This window comes from Escherichia sp. E4702 (assembly GCF_963883545.1).
Taxonomy (GTDB): Bacteria; Pseudomonadota; Gammaproteobacteria; order Enterobacterales; family Enterobacteriaceae; genus Escherichia.
Genome location: NZ_CAWORF010000017.1, coordinates 1 through 21,359 on the forward strand (window position 1 = coordinate 1; position 21,359 = coordinate 21,359).

17 protein-coding genes and 3 pseudogenes are annotated in these 21,359 nt (G+C 47.9%); 7 read left to right on the top strand and 13 right to left on the bottom strand.

Translation table 11 applies throughout. The features are described 5' to 3' along the window. From AACU94_RS09255 to AACU94_RS09270, 4 genes are all read right to left on the bottom strand, one after another. Positions 1-1,762, bottom strand: a 1,762-nt coding sequence (locus tag AACU94_RS09255) for a beta strand repeat-containing protein (protein WP_445298348.1), incomplete at its 3' end; no start/stop codon positions are given. A gap of 486 nt (positions 1,763-2,248) precedes the next feature. Continuing rightward, complete coding sequence (locus AACU94_RS09260) at positions 2,249-2,572, bottom strand: YdbL family protein (protein ID WP_135489490.1); 324 nt, start codon at positions 2,570-2,572, stop codon at positions 2,249-2,251. A gap of 7 nt (positions 2,573-2,579) precedes the next feature. Then, positions 2,580-2,765: a YnbE family lipoprotein gene (locus tag AACU94_RS09265; protein ID WP_000706310.1), complete on the bottom strand. Its 186-nt coding sequence runs from the start codon at positions 2,763-2,765 to the stop codon at positions 2,580-2,582. Continuing rightward, on the bottom strand, positions 2,762-5,401 hold the full coding sequence (locus AACU94_RS09270; protein ID WP_135489326.1) for a YdbH family protein: 2,640 nt from the start codon (positions 5,399-5,401) through the stop codon (positions 2,762-2,764). Before AACU94_RS09270 ends, AACU94_RS09265 begins: the two co-directional genes overlap by 4 nt. Positions 5,402-5,608: 207 nt before the next feature. On the opposite strand from AACU94_RS09270, the gene ldhA reads away from it, so the two are divergent. Together ldhA and hslJ are read left to right on the top strand one after the other, a co-directional pair. Continuing rightward, on the top strand, positions 5,609-6,598 hold the full coding sequence (gene ldhA / locus AACU94_RS09275) for a D-lactate dehydrogenase (protein ID WP_064527367.1): 990 nt from the start codon (positions 5,609-5,611) through the stop codon (positions 6,596-6,598). A 157-nt stretch (positions 6,599-6,755) separates the two neighbouring features. Next, entirely contained in the window at positions 6,756-7,178 is a 423-nt protein-coding gene (hslJ, locus tag AACU94_RS09280; RefSeq protein WP_130208751.1) for a heat shock protein HslJ, read from the top strand. Here the strand turns inward: hslJ and AACU94_RS09285 are convergent. Continuing rightward, on the bottom strand, positions 7,175-7,441 hold the full coding sequence (locus AACU94_RS09285) for a putative hemolysin (RefSeq protein WP_064527363.1): 267 nt from the start codon (positions 7,439-7,441) through the stop codon (positions 7,175-7,177). The genes hslJ and AACU94_RS09285 overlap by 4 nt on opposite strands. 271 nt (positions 7,442-7,712) lie before the next feature. On the opposite strand from AACU94_RS09285, the gene nifJ reads away from it, so the two are divergent. The 3 genes from nifJ to uspF all read left to right on the top strand — a co-directional run bounded on the left by nifJ (position 7,713) and on the right by uspF (position 13,296). Beyond that, positions 7,713-11,237, top strand: a complete 3,525-nt coding sequence (nifJ, locus tag AACU94_RS09290) for a pyruvate:ferredoxin (flavodoxin) oxidoreductase (protein ID WP_135489327.1) — start codon at positions 7,713-7,715, stop codon at positions 11,235-11,237. Positions 11,238-11,603: 366 nt separating this feature from the next. Next, positions 11,604-12,722: a porin OmpC gene (gene ompC / locus AACU94_RS09295; RefSeq protein ID WP_130222724.1), complete on the top strand. Its 1,119-nt coding sequence runs from the start codon at positions 11,604-11,606 to the stop codon at positions 12,720-12,722. 139 nt (positions 12,723-12,861) lie between these two features. Continuing rightward, the gene (gene uspF, locus AACU94_RS09300; RefSeq protein ID WP_130216116.1) at positions 12,862-13,296 is read left to right on the top strand and encodes a universal stress protein UspF; all 435 of its coding nucleotides are present in this window, start codon (positions 12,862-12,864) and stop codon (positions 13,294-13,296) included. 974 nt (positions 13,297-14,270) lie between these two features. On the opposite strand, the gene AACU94_RS09305 is transcribed toward uspF, so the two are convergent. The 7 genes and pseudogenes from AACU94_RS09305 to AACU94_RS09335 all read right to left on the bottom strand — a co-directional run bounded on the left by AACU94_RS09305 (position 14,271) and on the right by AACU94_RS09335 (position 19,935). Continuing rightward, on the bottom strand, positions 14,271-14,876 hold the full coding sequence (locus AACU94_RS09305) for a tail fiber assembly protein (protein WP_135489328.1): 606 nt from the start codon (positions 14,874-14,876) through the stop codon (positions 14,271-14,273). Continuing rightward, positions 14,873-15,373 carry a phage tail protein gene (locus AACU94_RS24710; RefSeq protein ID WP_240726464.1) on the bottom strand — a complete coding sequence of 167 codons (501 nt, stop codon included), beginning with the start codon at positions 15,371-15,373 and terminating at the stop codon, positions 14,873-14,875. Before AACU94_RS24710 ends, AACU94_RS09305 begins: the two co-directional genes overlap by 4 nt. Before the next feature lie 500 nt (positions 15,374-15,873). After that, a pseudogene (locus AACU94_RS09315) lies at positions 15,874-16,270 on the bottom strand (prophage tail fiber N-terminal domain-containing protein); the annotation flags it as partial. Positions 16,271-16,293: 23 nt separating this feature from the next. After that, entirely contained in the window at positions 16,294-16,839 is a 546-nt protein-coding gene (locus AACU94_RS09320) for a tail fiber assembly protein (protein ID WP_135489329.1), read from the bottom strand. Between the two features lie 278 nt (positions 16,840-17,117). After that, positions 17,118-18,102, bottom strand: a pseudogene (locus tag AACU94_RS09325) (phage tail protein); the annotation flags it as partial. After that, a complete protein-coding gene (locus tag AACU94_RS09330) occupies positions 18,099-18,725 on the bottom strand; it encodes a hypothetical protein (protein WP_135489330.1) in 627 nt (208 codons plus the stop codon). The gene AACU94_RS09330 and the pseudogene AACU94_RS09325, both read right to left, overlap by 4 nt. Continuing rightward, positions 18,709-19,935 (bottom strand): baseplate J/gp47 family protein, encoded by a 1,227-nt coding sequence (locus AACU94_RS09335; protein WP_135489331.1) that lies wholly within the window; start codon positions 19,933-19,935, stop codon positions 18,709-18,711. The genes AACU94_RS09330 and AACU94_RS09335 overlap by 17 nt, the downstream gene beginning before the upstream one ends. A 21-nt stretch (positions 19,936-19,956) precedes the next feature. Between AACU94_RS09335 and AACU94_RS09340 the strand changes: the two genes are divergently transcribed. Beyond that, entirely contained in the window at positions 19,957-20,505 is a 549-nt protein-coding gene (locus AACU94_RS09340; RefSeq protein WP_089540192.1) for a hypothetical protein, read from the top strand. Positions 20,506-20,527: 22 nt separating this feature from the next. Beyond that, positions 20,528-21,012, top strand: a pseudogene (locus AACU94_RS09345) (antA/AntB antirepressor family protein); the annotation flags it as partial. On the opposite strand, the gene AACU94_RS09350 reads toward AACU94_RS09345, so the two are convergent. Next, positions 20,988-21,335, bottom strand: a complete 348-nt coding sequence (locus AACU94_RS09350) for a hypothetical protein (RefSeq protein ID WP_135409930.1) — start codon at positions 21,333-21,335, stop codon at positions 20,988-20,990. The pseudogene AACU94_RS09345 and the gene AACU94_RS09350 overlap by 25 nt on opposite strands. Positions 21,336-21,359 lie beyond the last annotated feature (24 nt).

Below are 21,359 nucleotides of genomic sequence, written 5' to 3' on the forward strand. Positions count from 1 at the left end.
TCTGAATACCAATGGATTCCGGATCGGTCACGGTCATGGTGCCGTTGTTGTCCACCGTCGCACTGTCGCCGGTGATATCAATCCCGTGACCGCCGCCACTGACGTCCAGATCGCCGTCCTGGATAACTTTCCCGTTATTGCCGTTGATTTCCGTACCGGTGGAATCCTTGCCATCAACGGTGGTTTTACCGTTGTTGTTGGCGGTGGCGTCGTCACCGTTAATCTGCGAGCCGGTGCCGCCGTTGCTGATGGTGCTGTCGCCTTCGTTATTAACGACAGCCTTGTCGCCGTCAATCTGAATACCGATGGATTCCGGATCGGTCACGGTCATGGTGCCGTTGTTGTCCACCGTCGCACTGTCGCCGGTGATATCAATCCCGTGTGCCCCGCCGCTGACGTCCAGATCGCCGTCCTGGATAACGGTTCCGTTATTGCCATTGATCTCTGTGCCAGTGGAGTCGGTACCATCAACGACCGTTTTACCACTGTTATTCGCCGTGGCGTCGTCACCGTTAATCTGTGTGCCGGTGCCACCGTTGGTGATGGTGCTGTCGCCTTCGTTATTAACAACCGCCTGGTCGCCGTCAATCTGAATACCGATGGATTCCGGATCGGTCACGGTCATGGTGCCGTTGTTATCCACCGTCGCGCTGTCGCCGGTGATATCAATCCCGTGTGCCCCGCCGCTAACATCCAGATCGCCGTCCTGGATAACGGTTCCGTTATTGCCGTTGATTTCCGTGCCAGTGGCATCTTTACCGTCAACGGTGGTTGTACCGTTGTTGTTGGCGGTGGCGTCGTCACCGTTAATCTGTGTGCCGGTGCTGCCGTTGGTGATGGTGCTGTCGCCTTCGTTATTGACAACCGCCTGGTCGCCGTCAATCTGGATACCGATGGACTCCGGATCGGTAACGGTCATGGTGCCTTTGTTATCTACCGTCGCACTGTCGCCGGTGATATCAATGCCGTGACCGCCGCCGCTGACATCCAGATCGCCGTCCTGAACAACTTTCCCGTTATTACCGTTGATTTCCGTACCGCTGGAGTCTTTACCGTCAACGGTGGTTTTGCCGTTGTTATTTACTGTGGCATTATCACCCGTAATAATGAGTTCACCATTGTGATTATATTGCCACGTTATTGCGCCATCTGCGCTCACCCCTTCAAGGGCTACGGTATTATTTGCTTCATCAATCTGCCAAAGATCAATCGTTGCCTTACGCCCATTGCTATCTTGCAGAGAAATAGTCCCATCGGCATTCTCGCTATAAGTAAAAACGGTATCGCGAATCGTTAACGTTTTTGCTGTTTTATCGAAGATAACGTCATTATTAAACGAAATGGGTTTGGGGGGCTGCGGGGGATCATCTTGACCATCGTCCGGGATTATATCATCTCCGCCAGGCGTTGGGGGTACTGGAGTATCGCCTGAATCATCATCGGGTGGTGTCGGCGGTACAGGGGCATTGTTGCCATGATGATGATTACCATCGTCGTTTAGTTCGACGACCGCCAGCGCGGTGATTAACGCAAAGGCACCAGAGGCAACCCACGGCATAAGGTTTTGTTGTACTTGTGGAGAACATTCGGGAGGGATTTGCTTTAACGCTTCCGGAGTCAGCTTGTCAGGGGCTGCCGGACAAGTCACATTGGTATTTTTCTTTTCGCCTGTGGCCGTTTCTGTCTCTGTAATATCAGCCGCCCAGCCCTGACCACTCAGAGCTAATGCAATACAGGCTGATAATAGGGTTTTCCTTTGCATAATAAATCCTTCTGACAAATATAAAGAATGCCAGAATTCATAAAGATCATTGAAATCAACAACCCTTACAAATATCTGACCATAAAATATTCAAAAAATATATGAGAGGCATTCTATATTGTCAGCGGAAGATTATTCAACCTATTTCATCGACATCACCTAAATATAGATATCATGAATACATTGACAACATAAAAATAATATTTATGTATGATTAAAAATCATCGCAATGGCAATAATAATCTCGAGATCAAATTCATGCGGAGAATATTATTAATATTTAATATTTATTTAAATTATTTATTTGATAAGAAGCAATTCACTATAGTTGCGAACGCATCTCTTTTAAGACATTCATCTTTTTCTCAGGAATGTCGGTGTAATCGATGTTCTCCTTTGCAGCGACACAGTGCACTATGATCTTGTGAACTAATACCCTATTTTTCACCGACTACTACCAAATGGTGTTTGAACTACCGTTGCATGTTATTTCCGTATCCACATACCATTTATGCCCTGCACGTATTCACCGGGTTTTGCCTTTTCCACCAGCTTCGCCCCTGCCAGATTTGCCACTTCCTCCAATGGGATATTATGGCTTTCAGCGAGCTTCTGATAACTCTCTTTCCGTGCCTGGTTGATATTTGCTACCAGCTCGCGTGTTTCCGGATCAGGGCTTATAGCCGCAAGGTAGCCATTATGCCTTTCACCTACCCGCCCCTGACTTCTGGCTTCATTCAGGGTTAATGCCATCGCACTACTGCTCACCAGGCCAATAATCCATACCGCTATGAGTAATGTTCTTTTCATCATTACCTCAAAAAAGATCGCTACGGGTTTTGAGCAAATCTTCAACATCTTTGTCCGCCTTGATGATGATCTCGTGCTCAATTTTAACGTTCATATTAATGGTGATTGGCTCTTTCGGTGCAGCCACTTCAATGCGCGGCGTACAGCCAACCAACATAAAAGAGGACGCGAACGCGGCTATCACTATTTTCATTGTTTTTCCTCACACTCTTTTCCTGATGGGCAGCCAGTTTCCGGGAGTCGGGCATTCTGTTCCAGCCATGCCTGGAGATTATCGCCAAAGCGTAAACTGCGCCACAGCGTGAAAATATTCTCTTCATGGCTGTAATTGAGATTTACCGTACCGGTTTTACCATCGACGTGACTATTACCACTGATCGTCGCCTGCATGGTTAACACGCCGAGATTATCTAAATTAATTTTTGTCGATGAACGACTAATTTCCATATAGCGCAACCAGTTGATGGCAGTTCCTGCGGTCATATTGTCTTTTGCCACTGCATCGGCGGTGTCTTTATTCAGGCGCAAAGTCATGGGACCTGCGTTTGCCAGCCAGCCATCTTTCACAATCCATTTTTCATTGTTAAGCCATAGCGGCAATGCACCACTAAATGCCCCTGACATCGCGAATTGCTTCGGATTGACGGCGCTAACCAGTTCACTGGAAGAGAGATTATTCAGTCGCAACAGCGCCGGATCGTGTTGCGGCATACGTAATTGTTTCATCAGCACGTTACCGCCCAAAACATCAACACTCACATCGGTCAGTAACAAGGGTTCGTCTTCGGTCCACGGATAACGGCCCTGAAGATCGGCAGTGATATTTTTTGCCGTCACCAGGTTAACCACCTCAGCAATACGTAATGACACAGGCCGCCGCGTTCCCAGGTGCCACGCACCGTCGGCAAAACGAAATGGCAAAACAAAGTCGACACCGTTGACCTGGTTGTCTGGCATCCACGCGCTGCCACCTTTCAACACGCCATGCCCACCCGCACGGAAGCCCTGCTCAGGCGCAGCAGAAAATGCCACCTGGGCATACAACTCGCCATCACGTAAATTCATCTTCCAGTCTGGTGGCACCAGCGGCTGGAATACGGTCAGTGATTGTTTTGGCCACCAGGCGTTGCCGCGCAGGCGAATACCGTCCCAGCGACCATTCACCCGTACCGGACCAATCTCACCAGCATGTAAATCCCCTTTGAAGAGGAAATACGTCGGATCGCGTCCATCGACACTAAATTTTAACGTTGATGGCGGTAACACACTGCCGCCCGTGAAAAGTGTTTGTCCTGCATCCAGCGAAAGCGCGCCACTAAAAGACGGATTCTGGGCGTCGCGCACCCAGACAACGGGTTTATCAAGAATTAAGCGCGGTGTTTCCACTGTCATCGTGCCATATTGCAACTGATCGAACCCGGTTGAGAGATCGGTCAGCGTAATCGTGCTGTCCTGCCACTCACCTTTTCCTGCAACATCCCAGGTGGCGTGCATTGGGGTAAAACTGCCCTTGCCCCAGTAACGCCACTGCCAGCGGCCTGCGTCAGGGAGAAAATCATTCGCCAGCCCATCCATATGCAGCACAAAGTCGCCCAATTCATTTTCATGAGCCTGCAAAATGGCCTGCAAGCGACCGTCCACACCACGTTGTGTCACTTTAACACCTGCTAACGGCCAGCGGATTTCGTCAATGTCCAGCGAATCGATGACTCTCCCTTTAGAGCGTAATAATGCGCCCGGTTCAAAGGCCAGCGTTGGGTCAGCCAGACTTCCACTTAAGTGAGCAGGTAAGCGAGCATATAAAATGAGATCTGCCTGTTTCGCTTCACCGGTCAGTTGCAGCGGCATCTGACTGTTATCCATGCTTAATTTTCCTGGGCCGAAATTAAGCACCGCGTTACCCTTACCCGCTTGCCCCTGGGTCAGCACACTCAGTCGACCACTAACCAACGCGTTCTCAAGCCCTGCCTGCCAGTTGTCGACTTTGATACCCAGCCGCCCACTCAGGGGAAAACCTTCATACGGCCAGCTCCAGCGACCATCGCTAACGGTCAACTGTTGACGGGTAATTTCCCACGGCAAATCGAGCAACGGATCGCCGTTATCTCGAGCCATTACAATCAATTGCCCACTATTTTCCTGCCACTCCAGCTCGGCATCCACCAGTGACGGCTCCTGCGGCAGGTTCAACGTTGCTGTAGCATGACCACTTACCGGAAGCCCATCCGGCACAAGCGGCATGGTAAATTCGCCCACCAGTTTTACTGGAGGCTGATTTGCAAAGGCGGCAACATCCAGTTCACTGACCGTGAGTTGCTGCCCTTTAAGTTGGCCTTGAAATTTAACTTTTTCGCCCTGATAACGGAGTTGCTGGATATCGGAGGTCAACGATAGAGAGAGTTTTCCCTGCCATTCCTGCCAGGGTGAAAAAATCAGTTTATCAATATTGATCCAGGTGTTAGGCAGCATGGATTGCCACTGCGCAAGAGTTTTCGGCGCGGCTGGCGAGGGTTCTTCCTGTGGCAATTTCGCCAGGCAAGTGGAGTCAAGTTCTACTGTACCGACGTTCAATAACCAGCGGCTGGGATGCGAAAGGCTGGCATCGGTGATATGTGCCAACTGGCAATCCGCCACCAAATAACGAAGATCGGGAATAATTAAACCTTTACGCGTAATGCGTGGGCTTTCATCCAATGCAATGCGTGTACCGAGCGGTAGCCAGATACCCGCCAGCGTGGGAACCCACAGCCCGAGCGTCATCAGCAGCGTCAACGGCACAAGAATAATCAGCAATAGCAGCGCGAGAACGGCTTTATATTTACCCAACATGGGTAGTTAATATCCTGATTTAGCGAAAAATTAAGCAGTCAATACAGGTATTGTGGCATGTTTAACCGTTCAGTTGAAGGTTGCGCCTACACTAAGCATAGATGTTCCTGGAATTTTCAATATCGCCATAACTTTCAATTAAATTTTAAATTTTGTAAAATATTTTTAGTAGCTTAAATGTGATTCAACATCACTGGAGAAAGTCTTATGAAACTCGCCGTATATAGCACAAAACAGTACGACAAAAAGTACCTGCAACAGGTGAACGAGTCCTTTGGCTTTGAGCTGGAATTTTTTGACTTTCTGCTGACGGAAAAAACGGCAAAAACCGCCAATGGTTGCGAAGCAGTATGTATTTTCGTAAACGACGACGGCAGCCGTCCGGTGCTGGAAGAGCTGAAAAAGCACGGCGTTAAGTATATCGCCCTGCGCTGTGCCGGTTTCAATAACGTCGACCTCGATGCGGCAAAAGAACTGGGGTTTAAAGTGGTGCGTGTCCCGGCTTACGATCCGGAAGCCGTCGCTGAACATGCGATTGGTATGATGATGACGCTGAACCGTCGTATTCACCGCGCGTATCAGCGTACCCGTGACGCCAACTTCTCTCTGGAGGGGCTTACTGGTTTTACTATGTACGGTAAAACGGCGGGGGTGATTGGCACCGGTAAAATCGGTGTGGCAATGCTGCGTATACTGAAAGGTTTTGGTATGCGTCTGTTGGCATTCGATCCGTATCCAAGTGCGGCGGCGCTGGAACTCGGCGTGGAATATGTCGATCTGCCGACCTTGTTCTCTGAATCAGACGTTATCTCCCTGCACTGCCCGCTGACGCCGGAGAACTACCACCTGCTGAATGAGGCGGCGTTCGATCAGATGAAAAATGGTGTAATGATCATCAACACCAGCCGTGGTGCGCTGATTGATTCACAAGCCGCGATTGAAGCACTGAAAAACCAGAAAATTGGCTCGCTGGGAATGGACGTGTATGAGAATGAACGCGATCTGTTCTTTGAAGATAAATCCAACGATGTGATTCAGGATGATGTTTTCCGTCGTCTGTCAGCCTGCCATAACGTACTGTTCACCGGACACCAGGCATTCCTGACGGCAGAAGCCCTGACCAGTATTTCCCAGACAACGCTGCAAAATTTGAGCAATCTGGAAAAAGGCGAACCCTGCCCGAACGAACTGGTTTAATCTCACCGCTCCCCTGTCATACAGGGGAGCTTATTCAGATAATCCTCAAAGATATTTGATCTTCTATTCTTAAAATATGTTTTAAGGACGGATAAGACGCAATCAGCGTTGTATTCGGCAAACAGCACCAAATTTATACCTTAAGTAGAGAACTAAAATGAAGAAAGTTGCCGCGCTAGTCGCGCTAAGCCTGCTGATGGCGGGATGTGTAAGTAATGACAAAATTGCTGTAACGCCAGAACAGTTACAGCATCACCGTTTCGTACTGGAAAGTGTAAATGGTCAACCTGTTGCCAGCGAGAAAAACCCGCCAGAAATCAGCTTTGGTGAAAAGATGATGATTTCTGGCAACATGTGCAACCGCTTTAGCGGCGAAGGTAAACTTTCGGACGGCGAACTAAAAGTTAAAGGACTGGCAATGACTCGTATGATGTGTGCCAATCCACAGCTTAACGAACTCGATAACACCATCCGCGAAATGCTGAAAGAAGGTGCGCAAGTGGATCTGACCGCGAATCAGTTAACGCTGGCGACCGCAAAACAGACATTAACGTATAAGCTGGCGGATTTAATGAATTAATAACTGCCACAACTTCCGGCGGCAAGCGACTGTTCGCTACAGCGTTTGCCGTTAGGCAATGCACACATCCCGATCGCTGTACCATCCAGTTGACGGGCAACGGAAAGCGAACCGCCAATCATTGCACAATTTGCCTCTCCACTACTCGACATTGACGCTTTTAAACCTGGGGCCACATGCGCCGCGGTCGCCTGCTGAACAGGTTCACTACTACACGCCGACAACAATAAAACGGCAGCCCCTACGCACAACATTACTCGCATCTTTACTTCCTCAAATCTTTAAGTCCAACGAAACCGCCGTAATAATAGGCAGCTCAGGCGGCTACGTCGAGAACTGTATGTGAATTGCAACGTTTTTTTACTATTTTGTGGCTATTTTTTTGCCCGGGAGTTGATCAAAACATTCATTACGCTGATATAGAGAACACAAAAGCGAAAATGCAGCAGAAAGCCATTTGCTAAAATTAAAAGATTACTACTGGGCGCGCAGCTTTTTCGTGCGCCCCTCATTTGCGCAATGTAAGGGTGTCGTATGATCACAATTGACGGAAATGGCGCGGTAGCTTCGGTGGCATTTCGCACCAGTGAAGTTATCGCCATTTACCCTATTACCCCGAGTTCCACGATGGCTGAACAGGCTGATGCCTGGGCCGGAAACGGCCTGAAGAACGTATGGGGAGATACACCTCGTGTGGTTGAAATGCAGTCAGAAGCTGGCGCTATCGCAACTGTGCATGGTGCTTTGCAAACAGGCGCTCTTTCGACATCATTTACATCGTCGCAGGGTTTACTGCTGATGATCCCGACGCTGTATAAACTGGCAGGTGAGCTGACGCCGTTTGTACTGCATGTGGCAGCGCGTACTGTGGCCACGCATGCGCTCTCTATTTTTGGCGATCATTCAGATGTGATGGCGGTACGTCAGACTGGCTGTGCCATGCTGTGTGCAGCAAACGTGCAGGAAGCCCAAGACTTTGCTCTCATTTCGCACATCGCAACGCTGAAAAGCCGCGTACCATTTATTCATTTCTTTGATGGTTTCCGCACTTCCCACGAAATCAACAAAATTGTCCCACTGGCCGACGACACTATTCTTGAGCTAATGCCCCAGGCAGAAATTGATGCTCATCGCATTCGCGCACTTAACCCGGAACATCCGGTAATCCGCGGTACGTCGGCTAATCCGGACACTTACTTCCAGTCACGTGAGGCCACTAACCCGTGGTACAACGCGGTCTATGACCATGTTGAACAGGCAATGGCTGATTTCGCTGCCGCTACAGGTCGCCAGTATCAGCCGTTTGAATATTATGGTCATCCGCAAGCGGAACGGGTAATTATCCTGATGGGGTCGGCCATCGGCACCTGTGAAGAAGTCGTGGACGAATTGCTGACCCATGGCGAAAAAGTGGGCGTACTAAAAGTGCGACTTTACCGCCCTTTCTCCGCCAGATACTTACTGCAAGCATTGCCGAACTCTGTACGTACTGTGGCGGTGCTGGATCGCACCAAAGAGCCTGGTGCGCAGGCAGAACCCCTGTATCTGGATGTAATGACGGCGCTGGCTGAAGCCTTTAATAATGGCGAGCGCGAAACACTGCCACGCGTCATTGGCGGGCGCTATGGTCTTTCATCCAAAGAATTTGGCCCAGACTGTGTACTGGCGGTATTCGCCGAACTCAACGCAGCTAAACCGAAAGCGCGCTTTACGGTTGGTATTTATGACGATGTGACCAATTTGTCGCTGCCATTGCCGGAAAATACTCTGCCGAATTCCGCAAAACTGGAAGCACTCTTTTACGGGCTGGGTAGCGACGGCAGCGTTTCCGCAACTAAAAACAATATCAAAATTATCGGTAATTCCACGCCGTGGTACGCACAGGGCTATTTTGTTTACGACTCCAAAAAGGCGGGCGGCCTGACGGTTTCTCACCTTCGCGTGAGCGAGCAGCCGATTCGTTCCGCTTATCTCATTTCCCAGGCTGATTTTGTTGGCTGCCACCAGTTGCAGTTTATCGACAAATATCAAATGGCTGAGCGTTTAAAACCTGGCGGCATTTTCCTGCTCAACACGCCGTACAGCGCAGATGAAGTGTGGTCGCGACTGCCGCAAGACGTTCAGGCTGTGTTGAATCAGAAAAAAGCGCGTTTCTATGTGATTAACGCGGCGAAAATCGCCCGTGAATGTGGGCTGGCAGCTCGCATTAACACCGTCATGCAGATGGCTTTCTTCCACCTGACGCAAATTCTGCCTGGCGACAGCGCCCTCGCAGAATTGCAGGGCGCCATTGCCAAAAGTTACAGTAGCAAAGGCCAGGATCTGGTGGAACGCAACTGGCAAGCTCTGGCGCTGGCGCGCGAGTCCGTTGAAGAAGTACCACTGCAACCGGTAAATCCGCAAAGTGCCAACCGTCCACCAGTGGTATCTGATGCCGCACCTGATTTTGTCAAAACGGTTACCGCTGCGATGCTCGCCGGACTTGGCGACGCCCTCCCCGTTTCAGCGCTACCACCAGACGGCACCTGGCCGATGGGAACTACTCGCTGGGAAAAACGCAACATTGCCGAAGAGATCCCTATCTGGAAAGAGGAACTCTGTACTCAATGTAACCACTGCGTCGCCGCTTGCCCACATTCCGCCATTCGCGCGAAAGTCGTACCGCCCGAAGCGATGGAAAACGCTCCGACCAGCCTGCATTCACTGGATGTGAAATCTCGTGATATGCGCGGGCAGAAATATGTGTTGCAGGTCGCACCGGAAGATTGCACCGGTTGTAACCTGTGCGTAGAAGTTTGCCCGGCGAAAGACCGACAAAATCCAGAGATCAAAGCCATCAATATGATGTCGCGTCTGGAACATGTGGAAGAAGAGAAAATCAATTACGACTTCTTCCTGAATTTACCAGAAATCGACCGCAGCAAACTGGAACGTATTGATATTCGTACTTCGCAGTTGATCACTCCGCTGTTTGAATATTCTGGCGCTTGCTCCGGTTGTGGTGAGACGCCGTATATCAAATTGCTCACTCAGCTCTATGGCGATCGGATGTTGATTGCCAACGCTACTGGTTGTTCTTCAATTTATGGCGGCAACCTGCCCTCCACGCCATATACCACTGATGCCAACGGTCGTGGACCGGCATGGGCGAACTCGCTATTTGAAGATAATGCCGAATTCGGCCTTGGTTTCCGCCTGACGGTCGATCAACACCGTGTCCGCGTGCTGCGTCTGCTGGATCAATTTGCCGACAAAATCCCTGCTGAGTTACTGACTGCGTTGAAATCAGACGCCACGCCAGACGTTCGTCGCGAACAAGTCGCTGCTCTGCGCCAGCAACTCAAAGATGTGGCTGAAGCGCATGAACTGCTGCGTGACGCAGATGCGCTGGTGGAGAAATCAATCTGGCTGATTGGTGGTGACGGCTGGGCTTACGACATCGGCTTTGGCGGTCTGGATCATGTGTTGAGTCTGACGGAAAACGTCAACATCCTGGTGCTGGATACGCAATGCTATTCCAATACTGGTGGTCAGGCATCGAAAGCCACCCCGCTTGGCGCGGTAACTAAGTTTGGTGAACATGGCAAACGCAAAGCACGCAAAGATCTTGGTGTTAGCATGATGATGTACGGTCATGTTTATGTCGCGCAGATTTCTCTTGGCGCACAACTCAACCAAACGGTGAAAGCGATACAGGAAGCGGAAGCGTATCCGGGGCCATCGCTGATTATTGCTTACAGCCCATGTGAAGAGCACGGTTATGACCTGGCATTAAGTCACGACCAGATGCGTCAACTCACCGCAACGGGCTTCTGGCCGCTGTATCGCTTTGATCCGCGTCGAGCCGATGAAGGTAAACTGCCGCTGGCGCTGGATTCCCGCCCGCCTTCAGAAGCTCTGGAAGAAACGCTTCTTCATGAGCAGCGTTTCCGCCGTCTGAACACGCAACAGCCGGAAGTGGCAGAACAGTTATGGAAAGATGCCGCCGCTGATTTGCAAAAACGTTATGACTTCCTGGCACAAATGGCCGGAAAGGCGGAAAAAAATAGCACCGAGTAACCTTTCTGGATAACTATTATCCAATTAAAAAAAAAAGCCCGAACGAAAGTTCGGGCTTGTCTTTTTATTCGTTGGAAAAACATTAGTAATGCAATGACCCAACCGAAAATAAAATCTGTGACAATAAAGGCATATAACCCGCGCAGAATAACCCATGCTTTATTAAATGTATAATTTTTATTTTGCATGATTCCCCGGCAATACATTCATCAAACTTATTGCTATTTCCATAGAATTATTTGATTAAGGTTTTACTTAAGGCGTAACAAATGATATTTATCTGCTAACTGAACTTCTCCTTTAGGATGTTTTCATTCCCCAAACAGGGGAAATTAAGGCAAATAAAATAACTAAAGGATTTATTCAATGAAAAGCAAAGTACTGGCGCTCTTAATCCCTGCCCTGCTCGCCGCAGGTGCTGCACATGCAGCAGAAATTTATAATAAAGACGGCAATAAATTAGACCTGTACGGCAAAGTCGATGGCCTGCATTATTTTTCTGATAATGCGAATAGTGATGGCGATCAAACTTATGTACGTTTTGGTTTTAAAGGCGAAACTCAAATTACCGATCAACTGGTTGGTTATGGTCAATGGGAATATAACGTTCAGGCTAATGGCTCTGAAAATGATAAAGGCGACTCCTGGACTCGTCTGGCATTTGCCGGTCTGAAATTTGGTGACTTCGGTTCATTTGACTATGGTCGTAATTATGGTGTGATGTACGACATCGAAGGCTGGACAGATATGCTGCCTGAATTCGGTGGCGACTCTTATACCAAAGCCGATAACTATATGACCGGTCGTGCAAACGGCGTCGCAACTTACCGTAACACCGATTTCTTCGGTCTGGTTGATGGCCTGGACTTTGCGTTGCAGTATCAGGGAGCGAACGAAAACCAGGTTAGTCATGAGCAAGAAGGTACTGCAAACGGTGGCAGTCGTAATATTAAGAATGCCAATGGCGACGGTTTCGGTATCTCCTCTACCTACGACTTAGGTATGGGGGTGAGCATTGGTGCTGCGTATACCAGTTCTGATCGTACCAACCAACAGGCTGAATTCTCTACTGCAAAAGGCGATAAGGCTGACGCATGGACGGCAGGGGCAAAATACGATGCTAACAATATCTACCTTGCAACCATGTACTCTGAAACCCGTAACATGACGCCTTACGGCAATTCAGCAAATACGATTGCCAACAAAACCCAGAACTTTGAAGTTACTGCCCAGTATCAGTTTGATTTTGGCCTGCGTCCGGCTGTCTCCTTCCTGATGTCTAAAGGCAACGATTTGGTCGGTACTGATGGCGATAAAGATCTGGTTAAATACGCCGACGTTGGCGCAACATATTATTTCAACAAAAACATGTCCACCTATGTTGATTATAAAATCAACCTACTAGATGAGGATGACAGCTTCTACGCTGCGAACGGTATCTCTACCGATGATATCGTTGCTTTAGGTCTGGTATACCAGTTTTAATCTTGCCTGCCCGCCGTTTGGCGGGCATTTTCTTCATATTTATCCTCCCTTGATCTAAATTAAAAATGTGAACTCCGTCATTACACAAAATGAGTCATCTGGCGTTACACTTTATGCGGATACTAAAACAGGAGGTTTTATGAACAGAACGATTCTTGTCCCTATCGATATTTCAGATTCAGAATTAACTCAACGTGTGATTAGCCACGTTGAGGCAGAGGCAAAGATTGATGATGCAGAGGTTCATTTCCTGACGGTAATACCTTCGCTACCCTACTATGCCTCTCTGGGATTAGCGTATTCCGCAGAGTTACCGGCAATGGATGACCTGAAAGCGGAAGCCAAATCGCAACTGGAAGAAGTCATTAAAAAATTCAAACTGCCGACTGACAGAGTGCATGTCCATGTTGAAGAAGGTTCGCCAAAAGACCGTATTCTGGAAATGGCGAAAAAAATCCCTGCTCACATGATAATCATTGCTTCTCATCGACCGGATATCACCACCTACCTGCTCGGCTCTAACGCCGCTGCCGTAGTACGTCACGCAGAGTGCTCAGTGCTGGTCGTGCGCTAACACTAACGCCCGCAGACCGCTGCGGGCTTTTTGATTCATTTCGCAAATGTGCTGACATTTTCCCCTCTAATCCGTACCATACACGCCACAGTTTTTATATCAGATTTCTTATGCTGGGCGTTCCGGCATGACGCATACTTTTCTGATGCCATATAACGAATTGAGTCGCTATTAAATGTCGCAAAATCAAGAAATTAGTAAGAAAGAACAATACAACCTGAACAAGTAAGGGAAAAAATCACAACCATCTGACACATAAGTATTTTATTTGTTTTTCAATGTGTTAAGTTGAATCAGCGACTACAACAAGCCACGATAATCAACTCTTTTTTTGCCCCATTTCTGCCCCTTTTGCAGCGTTTTGCCCCATTTTTGCCACCATAAAAATCCTAAAAATACTCAATTCGTGAACTGCAGATTGCACCTCTGAATACTTTCCAATAGAATCCATTCCGGCTGGAAATTATTCAATATTCGCACTATCGAAAGTTAACCAGCCGACCGCAGCACGTTCTTGCATACGACGTGTCTGCGGTTTTTTTACATCTGCAAAACTGCACAAGACTCTTTTCATCTCCATGATTGTTTTAGGTCAAATTTCACACCGTTTCTTGTATTTATCTCATAAGCATGACTGATAAAGATTTCTACAATAAATGATGACAGGGGATTTATTTTATTGCGCTATCAGTAAACTCACCTGTCAGACACAACATCCACTCTGTACGCCTGGTACTCGTTGTGTCTTTAATTGAAATATCCCGTTTGTCAGTATGTTTGTTCAGATATTATGTTACCCCGTCTTTGTGTAGAGTCCTGTTATCCATGCTTTAGGTCTCGTTATCACGTACTTGAGACGGGGCTTTTTTTTACCATTCAGCAGAAGTCCGCTATTTTTCTTGCTCTAACTGACTACTAATTGGGCTTTAATAAATGGCGATTTGGTATTTCCGGCACAATGAAAAATGGGATTTTTACAACGCACCGGATAGCTCACCCACAATAAGAGGTTTGTCGGGAAATCTCACAGGTAATTCAGATGTGTCCGTCGCTTCAACTTTTTGGGCATACAACATCCACTCCCTGAGTGATTTTTTATCAGCTTCGCTGATAATCCCAAGTGACAGCCACGTTTGCCACAGCTGTGTTTTTTCCATTATCTCCTGAAGTAATTTTTGCTTCTCCCGTTCAGCGTCACGAATTTTCGCCGCCCTTTCGGCCTCGTCGTCTTTTATCCATTTCGCACCATCCCATTGATGGAATTCCCCCTCTGGCGGTAAAGTGGTGACATCATCCGGCAAAGCCCCCGGACGGGAAATGCACAATGTCTTCCCGGTGGCTGTGTCATATACCGTTTTCCCACGGTGATCTTCAACAACTTCCCACTGTTGCTGTGCATCGTTGAAAACGGCAACCTGGCCGGGGCCAGCCTCTGGCGGTTCGATAAGCGTGCAGTTCGCCGGTAAACCTGTATTCGGCGGAATATAAACATCTCCTGCGCCTATATACTCTTTTGTATCAGCCCGTAAGTTATAAATTTTCAGTGTCCGCGATTCCGGACTCATTTTGAAATTTGTCATGCCAGTCTCACAATGAAGTTAAACGCGATATTTTTAACTGTATTTTCTGCATTACCCGTCTCATCAACTGTGACATCATGACCATGCTCGCCCAGTGCCACGGTATGAATATGCGGGCCGATATAAACCACATGCACATGCTCGCCTCCGCTGCTGGTTGTTATATCCGCTATATATCCTGGCGTGTCCCACTTTGTTCCTCCGTTCCTCGTTGTAGAACCTGTCCAGACTCCGTTGGTAATGTGATTATGCAATCCTCCATGCTCTGTACTTTTAGAGCCATAATCAAAGGAACTTGTCTCCCTGGCTCCCAAATCCGTCGGTAATACCTTTGCCGTATGCCCGTGCCGCTTAACACCATCCTCTTCATGAGACAGTACTGCGCGCCCGTCTGGTTTGCCTTTTATTGTCCACCCCCGCATATCAGGTATTACACCTGACGGAAATACAGCTGCCAGTTGTGGATACGCAGATTTATCGAATGGCTGCCCCTGCATTATTGCAAACCCCTCCGGGGGAATATCCGCTGGCCATGCAAAAGCTATCCCTGCCGGATAAGTACCGACAGATTTCAGTTCATCGACCGCTTTTCTGGCACTGTCACTGTACTCTTTTGCATCCTCTGAACTTTTCCTGGATTCGTCGGCAAAGCGACCGGCTTCGTTTCTTAACTGCGTTGTCAGCTGTGCATTCCGCTCCACAGACTGCGCTGCATCCGTTACTGTCAGGGTATTCTGATGCACCTGGCTGGCATTCTGCGCAACTTCTGATGCCAGACGCTCAACATGCTGTACGTTCTGATAAACATCGCCTGCATTCTGTCGAATATCTGTCGCCAGGATTTCCACCTGCTTTTCAGTTTGTGCAGCATCCGAAGCGTGCTGTCCGGCACTTTGCGCGCATCCCGCAGCGATTTCGGCATTCTTCCGTGATTGTTCTTTAAATTCCTCCGCCTTATTTGTATTGTCCAGAGCTGCTGATGCTGCATTTTTTGCAGCATCAGCAGCTGCTTCTGCTTTCTCCTTGTCAATACTCACCTGTTCAGAGAGACGGTTGACTGCATCTGCAATTTCCTCAAAACGCTTCACCACATCCGGCTTCAGGTCGTCTTCATCAAGGGCGGTCAGAAAGTCGTTCAGCGTGCCGGGCTTTGAGTCGTAATAAACTGAGATATCACCAACACAGTACTCGTCGCACCAGTCCTGTTTCAGATATACGCAATATTTTCCGGTCTGCGCCTTAAAACAGTACTCGCCACAGTTTCCTGTAACCACGTCGGCAACTGTGCGCATCACCACTTCTGAGGTGTTTACCCGGGATTTCAGAATTATGTGGCATCCGGACATGGGGATGCCTGCGCCATCAATCAGCGCACCTGATATCACTACAGACATAGTTTTTCTCGCGATAAATTAAATCAGGAAAGGGTTCCCGGAGAGACGGGCCATTCAATGGCGTTATATGAGACTTTATCAGTAACGGCACTGAAATCCATCGCCTGCAGCGATTTCGCGTATATACGCCAGGCTTTCAGCTTTTCTTTGTCTTCGTCGCTGATTAGCCCCAGCAGCAGGTCTTTTTCCCATTCACCTGTCCGGACGCTGACCTGAGCCAGAAGCGACTCACGCTCATCTTCCGCTTTAAGTCTGTAATCAAAAACAAACTTATCATTGCGGTAAAACCAGTAGCCATTTTCTTCAATTCGACGGTATACGGTAATATCCGGCAACTCGATAACACTCATTCCCTTCGGGTCAATGCCAGTCACGTCCTTTTCAACGGCAAATACCCTGCCTGAAGGAAGGTACGCAATCTTGATGGTATCAGGAGAGAACTTTTTTTGTTCCTCGTACCAGTTTTCTCCGTTCTCAGAGTACAGCCACTCTATACCATGCTTTTTTGTCAGTTTGTATTGCTCTGCCGTTTTTGGATTACCGGCTGTAATATTTTTTAAATGCAGCATAATTAAAGCGCCGTCACGTTATACCAGGTTCCGTTAATTAATTTCTGAAGTGGACGGTAGCGCATATATGTTACGTGCGTCCCGCGACTCCCCCATACGTCAAGCGTTACCCCGGTCATTACACATCCTCCGGGAACATCTGTCGTCTGTGACGATGCTGTCGGAGAAGCACCCACCGAACCAAGCCTTATATCCTGCACTCCCATTTTATTTTGCAGGTAAGATGACAACCATCCACCCCACATGCCGCCGTACAGGTTACCATCTGCCGCAAGCCTTGCAGAACCGTTGCCTGACAGCAATTCACCTGTTGCGATACTATCCCCATGCACCAGCAAACCACTACCGACTGTTAATTTGTGTGACACGGAAATATCACCAGTCCGCAGGTTAATTGAGAAAGGACGCAAAGGACCAATACCGCCGTTTTCACCCTGCCCTTCCACTGTGGGGATAAGATGAAAGCTATCTTCTGAGCGACGAAAAATCATGCCTAAGGCATCATCGAAAATCCTCAGCGCATTAACGCCACGAATTTTTAGTTCCCCGGTCATCAAATCACCAGATTTTTTTACATATCGCAGATCAAAATCTGAATAAATATTGCCAGGGTTTATAACACTGAAGTAGCTTTTCTCGCTATCAAGAAGGCAAATTAAGGGAATGCCTTTAATGATATCGTTCGCTACCAGCTCGGACTGGTTCCCCTTATAAAGTGGGAACGTACCAAGAACCTTTCCGCCCAGTGTTAATTGAAGCGTCGCGGCGTTGGTATTGTTCTGAACGGGGAAAACGATAATCGGGGTTCGTAGCGTCCAGTCCGAGCCTCCATTAACAAAAAAACGTCGCGGGAAGTTCAAGCGTCAGTGCATTTGCAGTGCCGCCAGCAACACCCGCAATATAATGACCGCTCTGAAGCTGCGCTATCTGTACGAAATAGTTTTCCGAACCACGCGTGGCAAAGTTAGCCACAACGTCATTAAGGGACCAACCTTTCGCAGTTGTTCCTTCCTGCCCACGAATGACTTTCAGCACATCACCGCTTACCGATACCAGGTGACAAATCTCAAACGCAGACTCTTTATTATCGGTAAGCGTAATTTTTGCATAGACGCGTTGCTCGTTCGATTTATTTTCAAAATCGGCAGAAAGCAATTTTGCAAATTTAGCCCCCGTACCTGGCATCACAGGAATATCAGTCTGAATCGTCGTAATATCGCCAGCCAGTGCTGAAACAACATTGTTACCGAATCCAAGAATCATTTTTGTATCATCGTTGTTACATAGGAATAAATAAAAGGGAGTTTTACATATTTCTGGTCAATAGCATCTTTCAGAAAATAACCTATGCCATCGCCATACTCTGGTATCTGAATAGAAAAAACACTGTCCGATACAGTCACGCTCACATCAAAAGTGTGCTGCAACGGCGGGTCTATTCCGTTTTTTCCATGAATGAACCGCGCCACACGTCGCTTTAACCAGTCAATGCAGAAATGCGAACCGTCAGCCTTATAAAAATTCCACGTTAATATTCGTTTAAAATAATCATCAGGTACATACGATGCCTGCCCCGGAACATAATTCCGCATTGCTGCATACGGGATCGTATTGTATTCAATGGTATTGTATGCGCCTCGTGCAATAGCTTCCTCGGAAACCTGTAGTAAAGGCCTTTCAACGCCATAAATCCCGAGTGCAATCCAGTCCAGCAATTTCCCGGTTATTGATTCCGATGTCCAGCATGGCAATGCCAGATTGTTGAGTGAATCGAGGTATTCCTGAGCAATTTCATTGTATGCTTCAAAGAACGCAACAACATTCGGATCATCTCTGTACTGCACAAACGGATAAGCAGGAAGAATTTTCTCAGTCAGATATTGCATACTTGTTGACCTGAACCTGTGATGCCACCGTCGAAAAATAGGAATAGGTATCGCCATAAACCAGGCTTGTGTCTTTTGCCGGAAGAACAATTTGGCCGTTAATGCCAATGCTCACACTGATTGTTGAGATCAATGTCGAATCAACCAGCAATCTGACGGAGCTGGTAAAAATATCCTGGATTCGCAGCAGATTTATCGGGTGGCCGACCTCAATAGAATTGATGTAATCAGCAACGTTTTGCTGCACAGCCATAGCAATACCCGCCGGATCAACATAATCATCAGACACCGTGTTCCAGGTGATTAGCACCATGACGTTTTGTGATGACGGGATAACGAATGGCACCTGATAAACGTCCGGCGAAACGGTTATTGAAACCGTGCGTTTTTCCACTGCCGCACCGGATGGATTGGTTACATCGTGGGTCAGTTTCGAAATATCCGGTACAGATTTGTAAATCGCATAAGCCACATCATACGGATCACCACCACCAATAACCGCAACCCATTTCCCCAACGACGACTGCCGGAAAGAAATCAGGTTTTCTCGCACACCGCTTACTGATTTGAGCATCGCTTTAAAGCAATCCGGTGTTCCCTGCACACCAAACATGCCGGACTCCATGACTTCGGCGCGGTAAGATGCCCACGTTTGCGCCTCCTGACCGGGCATTCCTGCGCTAAGGTTCGTGCACTTTACAGGCTGGTCTTTTGGTACTGAGGTAATGACCTGCGTCACAGTCCCTTCCGGTACAGCCCATGATCCTGACGTTGTAGCCACACAGTAGACTGGCTCAGTCTGACCGCTTTCTGGTACCACCGTATCGCGGGAAACTGCATACTGGTAGTTACCGTCACCAACCACAAACCCTTTAGGGATGCCAAACCCCGGCAACGCCTCAAACACCACGTATACCGCCGTATTTGTACTTAATCCCTTCTGTGCTCCATAAATGTTTCCGAGTTGCATCAGTAACGGAATATTCGCGCCGTATGGGCTTACGGAGTTAATAAGATCAACACGCGCCTGGTCTATTAATGCCAGCGCCCCGACTGCCGTGCTGGCAAGGTCTGTAATAAGTCCCGCCGGAAGGTTGGCTGTATATCCAGGTACTTTTTCAGCAACTCTGGTGATAAGATTTGCGAGTAAATCATTGGGTGGCGTAGGCTGCGCACCCGCACTGGTCATAGTAATTGGTATTTCTGACATAATTAATCTCAAGAGGATTTTATGAAATTTAACTCATTAGGGATTTTGATTAGCTCACTGCTATTTTCTGGTGTTTCTCATGCAATTGATGCCACAGAGAGAATGAATGACATTCAACAGTTCGGTAAATGGTATTATGCTGAGTTTACCATGCCTACCACTATGGCTTATCGTATTGGTGTTGAATCCAAATTGCCGCAGGATAAATCAACTTTATTTATTGATATATCACCGTTAACTCAATGTGAGCCCGGTGATGTTACTGTCAATCATTTTATTGGATATAAACAAATGGATTTACCACCGTTCCTTCCTGTAAGCTATAAAATCAGTGGACAACAAAAGCAGGACTCTATAACAACCCCATCTATCAATGAAGGTTACTTGTTCAGTCCTATTAGCTCATTAAAGATTAGTGATTTGTTAAAAGCTAAAGGGAAAGGTAGTTTTTCTTTTTGGTACACTCCGCCAGCTGAAAGCAAAGAAAAACCACAAAAAATATTCTTCCCATTAGATGGCCTCCCGGAGGCATATAAGGCTGCAATAAATTCCTGTAAAGAAAACATGTAAAATCAGGCGGTAATTATTTATGATGCACGCCTTTCTCGAAGTAGGTAAACGCTTTGCTACTTGGATCACCGAGCGAATCAGCGAGTATGAATTCGTAGAAAATCAGGACTTTTTGATTATTTTCCAAAATCGGGAAAAAATAGATAGAAGCAGACCAGCTAAAGACTACCACCTCACCCTGGACACCGCCAAAGAACTGGCAATGGTCGAGAGCAACGAAAAAGGCCGCCAGATCCGCCGATACTTCATCGAGTGCGAGAAGAAGCTGCGCGAAGAAACCACCAGCACACAATCCCCTCTGAATGTTGACATCATCATGCGCGTCAGAAACGGTTCTGTTACCCAGATTGAGCACCACAAATCAGGCTCAGTTATCACAATAGAATTGGCAATTCACTTACTACGCAAAAGTGGATGGATTGCCATGCCTTGCGATGAACTTCTTGACACCCCCTGGCACAACTGATGCCCGAGAACTTGCCTCAAACCGGAACCTGCGTCCGGTAACTGGTTCCGTTAAAAAACACAACATCAACGTTATAGGTGGGGTTCTCTGCCCCATCTACCTTTGAAATTGCCAGCGATGCAAAATACCCGGCAAACTGTTGCTGAACCATGTTCACATAGTAGTCCGGGTAAATCTGCTGCACGATGCACTGCTGCGCTGGAATACCGTAATTCGCGTAAAACGGCGACTCCCCCAACCCCAGCTTTAACGTCTGAATGAGCGTCGTCAGCCAGCCGTAGGAGAAATCACCGCTGGCGTCAGATTCTACTGCAACCCATTTTTTGTTGCCGTTCGCGTCGGTGACGCGGCCCCATGTTCTCATCGTGCCCTCACCACCATCGGATCT

Coding starts and splice junctions, on each gene's coding strand:
- AACU94_RS09260 (WP_135489490.1), bottom strand. CDS start 2,572: ATGAAAAGAACATTACTCATAGCGGTATGGATTATTGGCCTGGTGAGC.
- AACU94_RS09265 (WP_000706310.1), bottom strand. CDS start 2,765: ATGAAAATAGTGATAGCCGCGTTCGCGTCCTCTTTTATGTTGGTTGGC.
- AACU94_RS09270 (WP_135489326.1), bottom strand. CDS start 5,401: ATGTTGGGTAAATATAAAGCCGTTCTCGCGCTGCTATTGCTGATTATT.
- ldhA (WP_064527367.1), top strand. CDS start 5,609: ATGAAACTCGCCGTATATAGCACAAAACAGTACGACAAAAAGTACCTG.
- hslJ (WP_130208751.1), top strand. CDS start 6,756: ATGAAGAAAGTTGCCGCGCTAGTCGCGCTAAGCCTGCTGATGGCGGGA.
- AACU94_RS09285 (WP_064527363.1), bottom strand. CDS start 7,441: ATGCGAGTAATGTTGTGCGTAGGGGCTGCCGTTTTATTGTTGTCGGCG.
- nifJ (WP_135489327.1), top strand. CDS start 7,713: ATGATCACAATTGACGGAAATGGCGCGGTAGCTTCGGTGGCATTTCGC.
- ompC (WP_130222724.1), top strand. CDS start 11,604: ATGAAAAGCAAAGTACTGGCGCTCTTAATCCCTGCCCTGCTCGCCGCA.
- uspF (WP_130216116.1), top strand. CDS start 12,862: ATGAACAGAACGATTCTTGTCCCTATCGATATTTCAGATTCAGAATTA.
- AACU94_RS09305 (WP_135489328.1), bottom strand. CDS start 14,876: ATGACAAATTTCAAAATGAGTCCGGAATCGCGGACACTGAAAATTTAT.
- AACU94_RS24710 (WP_240726464.1), bottom strand. CDS start 15,373: ATGCAGGGGCAGCCATTCGATAAATCTGCGTATCCACAACTGGCAGCT.
- AACU94_RS09320 (WP_135489329.1), bottom strand. CDS start 16,839: ATGCTGCATTTAAAAAATATTACAGCCGGTAATCCAAAAACGGCAGAG.
- AACU94_RS09330 (WP_135489330.1), bottom strand. CDS start 18,725: ATGCAATATCTGACTGAGAAAATTCTTCCTGCTTATCCGTTTGTGCAG.
- AACU94_RS09335 (WP_135489331.1), bottom strand. CDS start 19,935: ATGTCAGAAATACCAATTACTATGACCAGTGCGGGTGCGCAGCCTACG.
- AACU94_RS09340 (WP_089540192.1), top strand. CDS start 19,957: ATGAAATTTAACTCATTAGGGATTTTGATTAGCTCACTGCTATTTTCT.
- AACU94_RS09350 (WP_135409930.1), bottom strand. CDS start 21,335: ATGAGAACATGGGGCCGCGTCACCGACGCGAACGGCAACAAAAAATGG.